At 55.9% G+C, this 12,334-nt stretch carries 11 protein-coding genes; 2 read left to right on the top strand and 9 right to left on the bottom strand.

Annotated elements, in window-relative coordinates:
• Positions 1-6 precede the first annotated feature (6 nt).
• Entirely contained in the window at positions 7-1,581 is a 1,575-nt protein-coding gene (locus tag CCASEI_RS05390) for an alpha-(1->6)-mannopyranosyltransferase A (RefSeq protein ID WP_025387399.1), read from the top strand.
• 4 nt (positions 1,582-1,585) lie between these two features.
• Here CCASEI_RS05390 and CCASEI_RS05385 read toward each other — a convergent pair whose 3' ends face one another.
• Positions 1,586-1,951 carry an Rv2175c family DNA-binding protein gene (locus CCASEI_RS05385; protein WP_025387398.1) on the bottom strand — a complete coding sequence of 122 codons (366 nt, stop codon included), beginning with the start codon at positions 1,949-1,951 and terminating at the stop codon, positions 1,586-1,588.
• 90 nt (positions 1,952-2,041) lie between these two features.
• Between CCASEI_RS05385 and CCASEI_RS05380 the strand changes: the two genes are divergently transcribed.
• Complete coding sequence (locus CCASEI_RS05380; RefSeq protein WP_025387397.1) at positions 2,042-3,625, top strand: protein kinase domain-containing protein; 1,584 nt, start codon at positions 2,042-2,044, stop codon at positions 3,623-3,625.
• A gap of 113 nt (positions 3,626-3,738) precedes the next feature.
• On the opposite strand, the gene CCASEI_RS05375 is transcribed toward CCASEI_RS05380, so the two are convergent.
• The 8 genes from CCASEI_RS05375 to CCASEI_RS05340 form a co-directional block, all read right to left on the bottom strand.
• Positions 3,739-5,136 (bottom strand): class II 3-deoxy-7-phosphoheptulonate synthase, encoded by a 1,398-nt coding sequence (locus tag CCASEI_RS05375; protein ID WP_025387396.1) that lies wholly within the window; start codon positions 5,134-5,136, stop codon positions 3,739-3,741.
• Between the two features lie 129 nt (positions 5,137-5,265).
• Positions 5,266-5,772, bottom strand: a complete 507-nt coding sequence (locus CCASEI_RS05370; protein WP_025387395.1) for a polyadenylate-specific 3'-exoribonuclease AS — start codon at positions 5,770-5,772, stop codon at positions 5,266-5,268.
• Between the two features lie 11 nt (positions 5,773-5,783).
• The gene (locus CCASEI_RS05365) at positions 5,784-6,917 is read right to left on the bottom strand and encodes an acyltransferase family protein (protein ID WP_025387394.1); all 1,134 of its coding nucleotides are present in this window, start codon (positions 6,915-6,917) and stop codon (positions 5,784-5,786) included.
• Positions 6,914-7,657 (bottom strand): lysophospholipid acyltransferase family protein, encoded by a 744-nt coding sequence (locus CCASEI_RS05360; protein ID WP_006823489.1) that lies wholly within the window; start codon positions 7,655-7,657, stop codon positions 6,914-6,916. The genes CCASEI_RS05365 and CCASEI_RS05360 overlap by 4 nt, the downstream gene beginning before the upstream one ends.
• A 54-nt stretch (positions 7,658-7,711) precedes the next feature.
• Positions 7,712-8,650 (bottom strand): ROK family protein, encoded by a 939-nt coding sequence (locus CCASEI_RS05355; RefSeq protein ID WP_025387393.1) that lies wholly within the window; start codon positions 8,648-8,650, stop codon positions 7,712-7,714.
• 57 nt (positions 8,651-8,707) lie between these two features.
• Entirely contained in the window at positions 8,708-9,844 is a 1,137-nt protein-coding gene (locus CCASEI_RS05350; protein WP_025387392.1) for a glycosyltransferase family 4 protein, read from the bottom strand.
• Positions 9,845-9,865: 21 nt separating this feature from the next.
• Positions 9,866-10,954: an NlpC/P60 family protein gene (locus tag CCASEI_RS05345; protein WP_006823486.1), complete on the bottom strand. Its 1,089-nt coding sequence runs from the start codon at positions 10,952-10,954 to the stop codon at positions 9,866-9,868.
• Positions 10,955-11,263: 309 nt separating this feature from the next.
• Positions 11,264-11,914 (bottom strand): C40 family peptidase, encoded by a 651-nt coding sequence (locus CCASEI_RS05340; protein ID WP_025387391.1) that lies wholly within the window; start codon positions 11,912-11,914, stop codon positions 11,264-11,266.
• Positions 11,915-12,334: the final 420 nt, after the last annotated feature.

Genomic DNA, 12,334 nt, shown 5'->3' with positions numbered 1-12,334 from the left:
CTTCACATGGTGAAGCAAGCAAAGACAATCAAGCTTCCTAGCGCCCTCGCCGTAGGCGTCGTGGGCGCCATCGTGCTCACCCTCGCTTCCTATTCGGGCGGCGCTACGCGTAACCGCGGCGGAATCTTAGAAGCACTCAACATCAGCTTCTTCTCAGCTGGGCACGGCCGAAACATTGGCATGACGCTGTTTTGGGTCGGCATGTTCCTTCTTATTGCCGCATGGATTTTGGCGGGCAAGTTCATTGTCTCCGCGAGCGTTCGACGCAACACGCGAGGAGTAGAAGAGCCTCCGGCAACTCATCGTTTTGCCCTTGCCGCGCGTCCCGTGCCGCCGGCGGAGGTCGATGAATCCGCGTTCGCCACCATGAAAAAGACCATGTGGGCGTGGATCCTGCCACTTCTTCTGGCAGCTCCTCTGTCCTCCCGGGACGTGTATTCCTACCTCATGCAGGGCGCGATGGTCCGCGACGGATTCGATCCTTACACCGAGGGCCCTGCGGTGAACCCCGGCCCCTTCTTGTTGGAAGTCTCCCAGGACTGGCGCAACACCACCACGCCTTATGGCCCGCTGCACTTGTGGATTGGTGATGGGGTTACTCGCCTAGTCGGCGACAACGTCACCATTGGTGTGTTTGTGTACAAGCTCATTTCAGTATTGAGCTTCGCCGCCATCGCGTGGTCTATCCCGGTTATTGCCCGCAAACTCGGCGGCGACCCAACGCTCGCGTTGTGGTTGGGTGTCGCAAACCCGGTGATGATTTTGCACCTCATCGGTGGCATGCACAATGAATCCACCATGGTCGCACTTGTCACGGTGGGGCTTCTAACCTGTCTGCATCACCGCTACCTCGCCGGTATCGCGTTGATTGCGGTGGCGGTGTCGCTCAAGGCCACTGCCTTTATTGCTGTTCCATTCGTGGTGTGGTTGATGATGCACCACTTTGGGCAACGCTTCAATAAGATCGCCGCTTTCATCGTCTCCGGTGCGGTCGCTGTAATTGAGACCGTCGCCGTTGTAGCTCTCGTAACCTGGGCTTCGGGCACGTCTTCAGGTTGGTTGTCTGAGATTACCGGCAATTCCAAGGTGATTAATCCCCTCGCCGGTCCGACGGTGGCAACCGATACTTTGGCGCCATTGATTACCACGCTCAATGAGGACATCACCTATAACCAGATACTGGATGTCATGCGCACCATTGCAACGGTATTTATGCTGCTGGGTCTTGTGCTGATGTGGTGGCTGTTTAGAGCCAATAGGCGCGCGGCCATGCTGGGCATTCCTGCGGCCTATCAGGTGGCATTTATGTTTAACTCGGTTACGCTTCCATGGTACTTCGCCTCAGTTGTAACTCTGCTGGGCGTCGCACGTCCACCGCTGTGGACGATTCAACTCTCCGCCGGCGCGTCCGTGTTTGTCGCGCTCGCCTTCTCTGGCGACGGCAACCACCAGCTCTACACCTGGTGGTGGGTACTCGGCTCGCTGCTACTGGCGTGCTGGGCAGTGCACTGGATGTTTAACACCACTGCCACTCCCCACGCACGTGTAGAAACGACGCAAGCCGAGACAGCTGTAAATTAGCTGGCTACAGGCCCATTGCCTGTGCACGGCGAATAACTTCGCGCGCAAGGTGGCCTTGCAAGCCGTCGATGGGGCGGCCTGGCAGAGACTCGTCTTCGGTGAAGAAGTACTCAAGGATTTCTGCGTTGCTAAAGCCGCCATCGGAAAGCACGGTGATAGCGCCCGAAACGTACTTATTGATTGCTCCCTTGTCATTGATAAACAATGCCGGGACGTATTTCACGCCATCACGGGTGTGCGCGATGAGCTTCTTGTCATGCAGCAGGTCATGCACGCGGGTGACCGCAATGCCTAGTTCATCTGCAACCTCAGGCAGGGTGAGCAGTTCGTCCTTGCTCAACAGGGTGTCTAAGTCTTTGTTTTGTTCCATCACGCCCCCTACTTTAGATCACTGTCACTGATCTGAGGTCACGCCCCGTTGGTTCGCAAATTAGTTGATTTATCGTACATACTAGATGCCATGGCACAGTTGGAAGTTGGAGATGTCCTTGAGCACCGGTATCGCATTGACCGGCCGATTGCTCGCGGCGGCATGTCTACTGTCTATCGCTGTGTAGATTTGCGCCTTGGCCGCGCGTTGGCCGCAAAGGTCATGCATGACCAGTACAGCCAGGATGATGTGTTCATCCACCGTTTCCGCCGCGAGGCACGTGCGATGGCGCAGCTAACCCACCCAAATCTGGTCAATGTTTATGACTTCTCGGCTGAGGGTGACCCGGTATTTCTCATTATGGAGCTTATTACCGGTGGTACTTTGCGTGAGCTCACCGCTGAGCGCGGTCCAATGCCACCGCACGCGGCGTTGGCGGTGATGCGTTCGGTGTTGGCGGGTCTGATTGCTGTCCACGATAAGGGCTTGGTGCACCGCGATATCAAGCCGGATAATGTGCTGATTAATGGTGACCACACGGTCAAGCTCGCTGACTTTGGCCTCGTGCGCGCCACCAGTTCGCAGACGGTGACCTCGAATCAGATTGTGGGCACGGTTTCTTATCTCTCCCCGGAGCAAGTCACCGGTGCGAATATTACTGCCGCATCTGACGTGTATTCGGCGGGCATCGTGTTGTTTGAGCTTCTCACCGGCACGGTCCCGTTTTCCGGTGATACTCCGCTGGGGCATGCGATGAATAGGTTGGATAATGATGTGCCCAGCCCGTCTTCACGGATTGCTGGGGTGCCTCCGCTTGTCGATGCCTTAGTGGCCAGCGCCACCTCATTCGATGTCAGCGAACGCTTCGCTGATGCCCGCGAGTTCCTCGCGGCTCTTGATGATGTCGCAGCAGAGCTCAACCTTCCTACCTATCTGGTGCCTATCCCCCACAATTCGGCGGCTGCGCGAACAGCTGCTGAGCCAACCAACATGGATGGCATTGATTCCGGCAGTGTCTTTGAACCCACCGGTTTTATTGACACCTCTGAACCAGCAACCGAGGTCTTCGGCGACTCCATCGCAGATGATGCAACTACCGTGGAGCCCCGTTATGACCAACCCCGCGAGCGCCCAGATGAACGCCCTGCGCGCGAGCCGTTGAGCTTTGAAACCCGCTTCGATGGTCCTCCGCCGGTCGCCCCTCCTGTCAAAGACCATGCACGCAATGACCAGCACAACATTCCTGGAATGCCCAATACAATCCCCGGCACAGCTGCTGCCGGTGCTGGCGCGGCCGGTGCAGGTGCTTCTGGTCTAGGCTTTGCAGGTGGTGCCGGTACAGCGAATGCAGCTGGTGCAGCAGGAGCTGCAGCTGCCGGCCAGAATCCTCATTACCCTGAGACGCGACTGACACCGCGCCAGATTCAGGGCCAGGGCCAGGTTCAACCCGCTCCTGGACAACAGGGGCAACCGGGTCAGGTCCAGCAGCAGGCTCATGCGCAGGCGCCGGCGACAGCGGAGAACGAGCCGATCTTAAAGCCTTTGTCGAATCGATCGCCTCTGGGATTCATCGCGTGGCTCGTGGTCGTCGGCATTGTCGTAGCTGGCGTAGGACTAGCCGGCTGGTGGTTTGGCTCCGGCTACTACGGTTCCACCCCGTGGCTGATTCGCTAAGAAGGCCTGAAAGCTAAAAGTCGGAAAACTTGGAAAACCTCAAGGGAGCAGCCACCACGTTGAATTCTGTGGTGGCTACTCCCTTGAGGTTGTGTAGCGCTTAGCCCGCGAGTTTAGCGGTTTTGGTTACGCAGCATCTCTGCAACCAAGAAGGACAGCTCCAGGGACTGACGGGTGTTCAGACGTGGGTCGCACGCTGACTCGTAGCGGCCTGGCAAGTCAATGTCCGTGATGTCATCAGCGCCACCGAGGCACTCAGTAACGTCTTCACCGGTGAACTCCAGGTGAATGCCGCCTGGGTGGGTGCCCAGTTCGCGGTGTACTTCGAAGAAGCCCTGAACCTCATCAACGACCTTGTCGAAGTGGCGGGTCTTGTAGCCATTCGAGGAGGTGAAGGTGTTGCCGTGCATTGGGTCAGACTGCCAAACCACCTTGTGGCCGGAGTTTTCCACCGCGCGCACAATGTCCGGCAGGACGGTGCGGATACGGTCATGGCCCATGCGGGTAACCATGGTCAAACGGCCAGGCTCACGGTCTGGGTCCAGCTTCTCGGTATAAGCTACTGCCTCATCAGGGGTCACACCTGGGCCAATCTTCAAACCAATTGGGTTGCCAATCAGGGATGCGAAGTTGACGTGGAAATCTTCCATTCCACGGGTGCGCTCACCAATCCATACCTGGTGCGCGGATAGATCATAGAGCTTGGTCTCGCCGCGGCTGTCCTTAGCCAGACGTAGCATGGAACGCTCGTAGTCTTTCAGGAGTGCTTCATGCGAGCAGTAAATGGTTGCTGCGCGCAGGGTCTCATCAGAGACGCCGCAAGCATTCATGAAGTTCAGACCATTTTCAATTTCACTAGCCAGCGCTTCATAGCGAGCGCCAGCACGAGAGGTCTGCACGAATTCGCGGTTCCACTCATGGAGGCGGTACAGGTCGGCCGTGCCCGAGTTGGTCAGTGCACGAACCAAGTTCATTGCGGCAGAAGAGTTCGCGTAGGCACGAACCATACGTGCCGGATCATGGCGGCGTGCTTCATCGGTTGGCTCCACACCGTTGACGATATCGCCGCGGTAGTTCAGTAGACCGTTGCCATCCAGATCGGAAGAACGTGGCTTTGCATACTGGCCAGCAATGCGCGCCAGCTTGACCACAGGCGTGGAAGCGCCGTAGGTCAATACCACTGCCATTTGCAGCAAGGTCTTGACGTTGCCGCGGATGTGCGGCTCGGTGTTGGACTCAAAAGTCTCAGCGCAGTCGCCGCCTTGGAGCAAGAAAGCCTTGCCGTTGGCAACATCAGCCAGCTTGCTCTTTAGCTCCTCAACTTCCGGCGCCACCACGATTGGTGGAACCGACTCAAGGATCTTGCGAACATTGTCAGCCTGGGCTTGATCCCAGTTGGGCTGCTGCTTGGCGTCTCGCTTGATGGCATCCTGAAACTTCTCCTCAATGCCTTCTGGCAATGGAGGAAGGTCAGGGAGTACGTCTTTAGGGATATCTACTGTCCAGCTCACACAAGTATTTAATCATGGATGCTGGCCGAATATGACATCTTAGAGCCTGACAATCCCCAATCGGGGCCATTCCCACCAGGCGAGACGGTGCGGAGATCGCACAGAATTCGGAGAATTAAAACACTTCAACTAGGTTGCGCGGTTGCCGGCAGATAGCGGGAGCGCCTGCGCACAGGTCTTGAACTTAGCCAGGTTATGGCGGGCATCCACCAAAGCATCATGATTGCCATCAGGAATGGCTGGCAACTGCGGGCGGCCGGCAAACTCCCAATATTGGCGCAGCTCGCGCGTGTAGCGCGGGATGCTGCGCGGCAGCCCAGCCATATCGCCCCACAATTGTGCTAGGACGACATGGTCATATGCACCAACCCAGGCCCACAGCTGCATGGGTGCCTTATCTTTAGTAAGAAACGCTAGGACCTCTTCGCGGATGGTGTCCTTGGACTTCCATACCGGATCGCGCGGGCTAGGCAGTTTGTCCAAGACGTTCTCCCTCACCCACGCATTGGCGCGAGCAGGGTCGAAGTCTGTGGACACCGCGTAATATTCACGGCCATCTTCTGCGACAATACCGATTGAGACGAGCTCAATGGTTCGGCCGTCTTCAATGAACTCAGTGTCGTAGAAATAGCGCACGATGATAAAGCTTAGTCCCTGCAAGGTTCAGACCTGAGCACAGGGGGCCGCATAACCATCTCTTGAAGCTGACGCAGGCTTGGCGGGTAGACGGTCCAACCAATGCCCGGCACTTTAGAAATTGACCACAGCATGAGTCCACCGGCACCAGAAAGAATGATGCACACAAAGGTCCAGAACCAGGTGGTGTTGACCAATCTTTCACCGTCCATGGAAATCTCCCACTGACCGACGATTTGGACGTAGTGATATCCCACAGTCAGCGCGATTGGGTGGCCCAGATAGACCGGCAAAGTATTGCGGCCAATAAAAGCAAAGAAACTAGAAACGTAAGGAATACGCGCGATTGCGACGGCCATGACCAAAGCCATCGGCAGCTGGAAGGTTTGCTCCACAAAGCGCACCAACAGCAGCACTTCCTGCGAGCCCATGTAGTCCATGCCCGGCAGATACCACGGCAGCACTACTTCCCCAGTGAACTGGTTCCATAGGTCGCGGGAGAAAAAGCCCACCGCATAAGTAATCACAGCGAACATCAACGCCGGCACGTTAAGGCGGCACACGGCATCGACAAAGGCAGTGATTGCCTGGCGGAAATACACCCCGGCAAAGAACAACGGCAGGTACATCAAAGCCTTGCCGATGAAGAAGATGTGCTCATTGAGCGGCAACAGCAGTATTGGAGTGAAACTGAGCAGCATCGCGAGCGCTGGATGCAGCTTACGCACGGCTACTAGCGCGAGGTTGAACATGATCAACGCATGCAGGAACCAGCCCATGTTGTGTCCCAAGACCAGGTTGAGCCCTAATTCGCGCCAGGTAAGCGGCTCATTGCCAAATACCCACTGCCACTCCAGGTTCTTGGTCCACAGCTCAATGCTGACCCAGATGATATAAGGCACGAGGAAGAACCAGACGCGCTTGACCAGCACGTCGCGCAGAGTGAACTGCAGGACCTTGGTGGAGAAATAGCCAGAGACTACAAAAAACAGAGGCATGCGCAGCGGATCAAGCCACGTGTTGAGCTGATACAGCCAGGTGGATTCACCTTCCGGCACGCCAATGCCGATATGCAGCAAGACAACACCAAGGATGGAGATACCCTTGGCGACGTCTGGCCAAACTAGACGTTTCTGTGCACTCACTTGCTTGGTTCAGCACCCTTCGGATAGCCGTGGCCCTTGTGCAGAGATTCTTTGACCTCTGAGGCGTACACATCAACGTACGGTTGCTCAGCCAGTTCAGCAAGCTTCAGCATGAAAAAATCAGTAAATGCGCGCACAGTGTCGTGGTCTTTCGGGTCCAGACCGTTCTCCTGCGCCCACTGATGTGGATTGATGGGGCTACCCACGCGCGTGCCAACACGAACAGGACGTGGAACCCACGTGCCAATGGGATTGGCCTTGCGTGAGTTAAACATCGCAACAGGAATCACGTCCACGCCGGTGTCCATGGCAACGCGCGCCATGCCGGTACGTCCCCGGTAGATTCGTCCATCCGGTGAGCGGGTTCCCTCTGGATAAATACCAAAGATGTCGCCTTGATTGAGGATCTCGCGCGCGGAGTTCATCATGCCTTCAGACGCAGACGCAGCCTTGCGGTCAATGGGAACCTGGCCAACAGAGGAGAAAAACCACTTTTGCAGGCGACCCACCACACCAGGAGAATTAAAGTACTCTGCCTTAGCAATGAACTTAATCTGGCGTGGGCACATCAACGGAAAGTAAAAGGAATCCATTACGGACTGGTGGTTGGATGCCACAATGACTGCACCTGATTCAGGAATGTTATCCATTCCCTCTACCCAAGGACGGTTCCACACGCGCAGGACAGGACCAAAAAGGATGTGCTGAAACGTCCAGTACCAACGGTTCTTCTTAGCCATGGAAGTGTCCTTCGCTTTATCCGGATGTGTGTGATTGCCAGAGACTTTTAATCTTTAGGATACGCAAGCGCCAGCGCGCGCCAAATCAGCCGCGCCAATCATTCCGGCTTGAGAACCCAAAACAGCAACTTTCACATCAGCTACTTCGCGGTAGCCAGCGCCGACAATATTGTCTTTCATGGTCTGTCGCGAATGCGGCAAGAACAGGTCTGCTTCGTGCGAGACTCCCCCGCCTAAAACAATCAGCTCAGGGTCAAGAACATCAGACACCATGGCTAAACCCTTGCCCAGCCACATGCCGAAGTCCTCCATGACTGCTACAGCCAATGGGTCGCCCAGGCGGGCAGCAGCCACAATCTCCTCGCCCGTCGGTACTTCCGGCAGTGCGGTTTCATAGTCCGCGCGCAGCTCCACCGCAGTATCAGGCAAGGCGGTGCCGGAGGCATAACGCTCCAAACAGCCATTCTTGCCGCAAGAACACGCACGGCCATTGGGCACGACGCACAGGTGGCCAAATTCTGGAGCGGTACCGAAAGCACCGCGGTAGATTTCCCCACCGCTCATCAGCGTGGCACCAATGCCGGTACCGACGGCGAAAAACACCCAGTCCTTGGCGTCGCGGCCGGCACCAAAGCGTGCCTCGCCCCACGCGGCCGAGTTCGCGTCATGTTCAAGACGCACCGGCATGCCCAAACGGTCCTCGATGTTGTTGCGCACTGGCGCATTGCGCCAAGGCAAGTGCGGGGCAAAAAGCACAGTGGTGCAGGTGGGATCAATAAAGCCAGCTACGGCGAGACCAACAGCTTTAATGTCGTGGTCAGCGCGCAGTTCAAGCACTAGCTTTTCGATGCTATCTTCCAAATCAGCCGCATTTTTTGCCGTTGCAACTGCTCGGGTGTCAATCACCTGACCGTCAGCGTTGACCACGCCGGCGCGTACATTGGTGCCCCCGATATCAAAACCAATCGCAAGCTGCTGGGAAGCATTATTCATGGGTAATAGGATATACGTCAGCGTCTAATTGAGATAATCGAAACCCCAACGCGCGGGTTAGTTTTCTAGCTGCAGCGCCTTGCGCAGCCGCTCCCCCATGATCTCCCAGGTCCAGTTTTGCTCCACGTGGACACGACCAGCCTTTCCCATCGCGGCAGATTGCTGCGGATTAAGCAGCATCTCCACGAGGGCATCGGCAAGCTCGTGCACATTGTTGCCGTTGATGACCACACCGGTCTCCTTGGTTATGGTCTCTGGTGCTCCCCCGGAGTTTCCGGCGATGACCGGCAGACTTGCCGCTTGGGCCTCCAGGTACACAATCCCAAGGCCCTCCACATCAAGCCCTTTGCCGCGGGTGCGCACGGGCATGGCGAAAATATCACCTGCTTGAAACGCCAAGGAAAGCTCGTTGCTATCTTTCGCTTCCTGAATTACGGCCGAGGGATCATAAATCTTGGCCAGCTCCTTTAGCGTGACACGGTAGCGACCCCGGCCAATAATAAGAAGCTGCGCGTCAGGACAGTGCTGGCGCACCAAGGGCATCGCGCGCAGGAGCTGGTCTTGGCCCTTGCGCGGAACCAAGCGGGAAACACACAAAATTACCGGCGCAGTGGGTGAATCAACTAGGCCGAAGTGTTCTTTGGCTTCTGCCTTCGACGCCTCTGGCTGCCCGAACTGTTCTGCTGATACCGCCGACGGCAAATGAACCCACTGTGGGTGCGGGCCAAAGGCCTTGCTAAATCGCCGCAGCGTGTAATCCGAAATATAGGTGATGGTATCGGCGCTGTTGCCGATCATTCGCAGGGCTTGGCGTGCGCCTGGAAGCATTGACCACCCCACCTCATGGCCATGCGTGGTGGCCACAACCTTGCGCGCACCAGCTTGCTTGGCGGCTTTGCCCATCAACGCCAACGGCGCTGCCGCACCAAACCACACGGTGTCAATGCTGTGCTCAGAAATGAGCTCCTGCATACGCCGAATGGTTGCCGGGGTGGGCAACATAACCTTGCGTGGCCAGCGAACAACCTGGAAATCCGCCTGGGCATCAAACTCCCGCGCGGCCTTCTCATCCTGCGTGGAAGCAAAGACCACCACATCGAGCGGGTCCAAGCAGTCTAAAAAATCACGCAGGTAAGACTGAATTCCGCCAATTGTGGGCGGGAAATCATTGGTAACTAGAAGCGTGCGCGGCATAACCACACAATAGCGCGCGTGTTAGTAGCGCGAAGCACCGGTGATAGGCATCGAATCAACCGGCACCACCTGAACTGGGACGCCATAGGTAGAAGCGTGCACAATCTGACCGTTTCCGATGTACATACCCACGTGCGTGACACCTGGGTAGTAGCCAACGATGTCTCCCGGCTGCAGATCGCTGATGGACACTGTCTGACCACCGGCAATCTGCGCCTGGGAAGTGCGCGGAATGGACTTGCCCTGCTGTTGATATGCCCACGCCATCAAACCGGAGCAGTCAAATGCGCTTGGGCCTGTAGCACCCCAAGAATATGGCGAGCCCTGCTTGGACAATGCTGCTGCAACCGCACCAGTAGCATTGGCGCCCAAATCAGCCAGATCGATATCGGAGATAGGACTATTCTGGTTCTCCCACGCCGCACGCAGGTCAGGGCTCAAAGAATCAACGCGCTCTTCAATCTGCCACTGACGCTGCTCCAGATCCGCACGCTCTGCAATGACCGCGTCTTTTTCTTTCTCCAGCTCAGATTTAATCTTCTTAGCTTGCGCCACAGCGCCATCTGCCTGGGCTCGGGATTCTTCCGCTGCGTCTGAAATCTCTGCGATGGAGTTCAAGGAACGCTGCGCATCTCGCGAAATGGCGCCGAGATATCCCAAACGCTCTACTGCGCTGGTGGGGTTGCCGGAGTTCAACGTCGCAATGAAGGGATCCAAGGTGTCACCGCGGTAGCGTGACTGCGCGATACCATCGACGTTGGATTGCTGTGCCTGCAGCAACTTCTCCGCTTCATCGGCAGCAGCCTGCGCATCCTGCGCCTGCGCCTCAAGGTTTACGAGTTCTTCTTCCTTGGCCTGAAGCTCATCCTCGAGTTCTTTGACTTCCTCATTCTTCGCGGAAACCTCGCGGGCAACCTTGCTTACTTCCTCAATGAGGCCAGCAACATCGTCGGGCAAAGCGGCGTCTGCCGTTAACTCTTGCGCCTGCTCTGTTTCTTGGGATACCGCTGGTGGACCGAATGCCGCCTGAGCGCCAAGTGCTGCGCACAGGGAAAATGTGGAAACGGTGACCGCTAAGCGGACACGGGAGGAGCCAAACACAACTGCCACGATGAGTCTTTCTTGCTGTTAAATTTTTTAAATACTCAAGTCACTATAATGTCGGCGAATGAATATTTCCACCACATGAGTAACAACTTAGACTTAGGCCACACATTTGCTTCAACCTGCCAAAACGCTGATGTTGCTACACAGAATTTAACCTATATACTTTTTGGCGAAATTTAATGCACTTATCCTGTTAATGGCTCACGCCCAACCCAAAAGCAAAAGGCGCAGACACGACAAAGCCCCAGCTACTTCCTACTTTGTGGAAGCAACTGGGGCTCGAATGCCAGTCAGTGGCGCTGCTGCTCGATTTTAGAAGCGAACTGCGGAGTGGATTGGCATGTAGTTCAAAGAACGCTCTGCAACGGTGGAACCGGAGTTCAAAGAGTCAACAATCTTGCCGTTACCGACGTAGATGCCAACGTGGGATGCGCCGCCGTAGTAAGCAACGATGTCGCCTGGCTGCAGGTCAGAGATAGCCACTGGGGTGCCCTGGGAAGATTGTGCCTGGGAGGTGCGTGGGATGGCCTTGCCAGCCTGAGCGTATGCCCAAGAGGTCAGGCCAGAGCAGTCGAATGCGCTAGGACCTACTGAGCCCCAACCGTATGGGGAGCCAATCTTAGAGTAGACTGCCTCGACTACCTTCTGGCCAGCGCTGGTAGCAGCTGGCTTTGCAGCCTTTTCGGTTGCGTAGTTGTTGGTCGGTTCGTTCTGAACCGAAGCCTGCAACGAAGTCTTGTTCTGAGCAGACAAGGAAGGTACGTACTTGTCAATGTTTGGTACCTGGTTGATGTTAGGGACGTTTTCCAGACCCTGAACGTTGAAGGAGTAGTTGGTGTTAGGAACTACAAGCTCGGCTGCGTTTGCTGCTGCTGGGCCCGCGAGGGTTGCTACAGCTGCGACTGCGGTGGTGCCTGCGATACGACGAACGGTTTTAACGTTCTGACGACGGTGCTTTGCCACGAAATAAACTCCAAATCATTCTGCGCGCCTACTGCGAACAACGAGCAGTGAGTTATTCTGAAACTTCACAGCATCCCAGCCGTGTTTGGAATTAAACTCAGCATTGATTGTTCGTAGCTCTGGCCCCTGGGGTCGGGCCTAACGTTCTTCGGAAGACTTCATCTCCAAGTCCACCTCCGCTCGGCCCCCTCATCATTCAGACGGGACCAGATACGACGCTTTAAGTTGTTGTTATTCAAATTGGCTACCCGGTTGGTAACGCAATGTCTCGAATAGATTACGAAACTGTCACAAACTTTGTCGAGTTTTAGAGTTCGTGTCCCCTTGTTACTGTCCTGTTATCTTTCCGATATCTGAAATTTCCCAAACTTAGCTTCACGGAACAACTACGGTATAAAAGTCGGCTCTTCAATCAAAAAC

The organism is Corynebacterium casei LMG S-19264 (genome assembly GCF_000550785.1).
In the GTDB taxonomy this organism is placed as follows: Bacteria; Actinomycetota; Actinomycetes; order Mycobacteriales; family Mycobacteriaceae; genus Corynebacterium; species Corynebacterium casei.
Note: the sequence above shows the minus strand (reverse complement) of the source record. Positions and strands in the feature narration are given on the sequence as shown.

Excerpts from the sequence above, each read along its gene's own strand:
- CCASEI_RS05390 (WP_025387399.1), top strand. The coding sequence starts at position 7 with ATGGTGAAGCAAGCAAAGACAATCAAGCTTCCTAGCGCCCTCGCCGTA.
- CCASEI_RS05385 (WP_025387398.1), bottom strand. The coding sequence starts at position 1,951 with ATGGAACAAAACAAAGACTTAGACACCCTGTTGAGCAAGGACGAACTG.
- CCASEI_RS05380 (WP_025387397.1), top strand. The coding sequence starts at position 2,042 with ATGGCACAGTTGGAAGTTGGAGATGTCCTTGAGCACCGGTATCGCATT.
- CCASEI_RS05360 (WP_006823489.1), bottom strand. The coding sequence starts at position 7,657 with ATGGCTAAGAAGAACCGTTGGTACTGGACGTTTCAGCACATCCTTTTT.
- CCASEI_RS05355 (WP_025387393.1), bottom strand. The coding sequence starts at position 8,650 with ATGAATAATGCTTCCCAGCAGCTTGCGATTGGTTTTGATATCGGGGGC.
- CCASEI_RS05350 (WP_025387392.1), bottom strand. The coding sequence starts at position 9,844 with ATGCCGCGCACGCTTCTAGTTACCAATGATTTCCCGCCCACAATTGGC.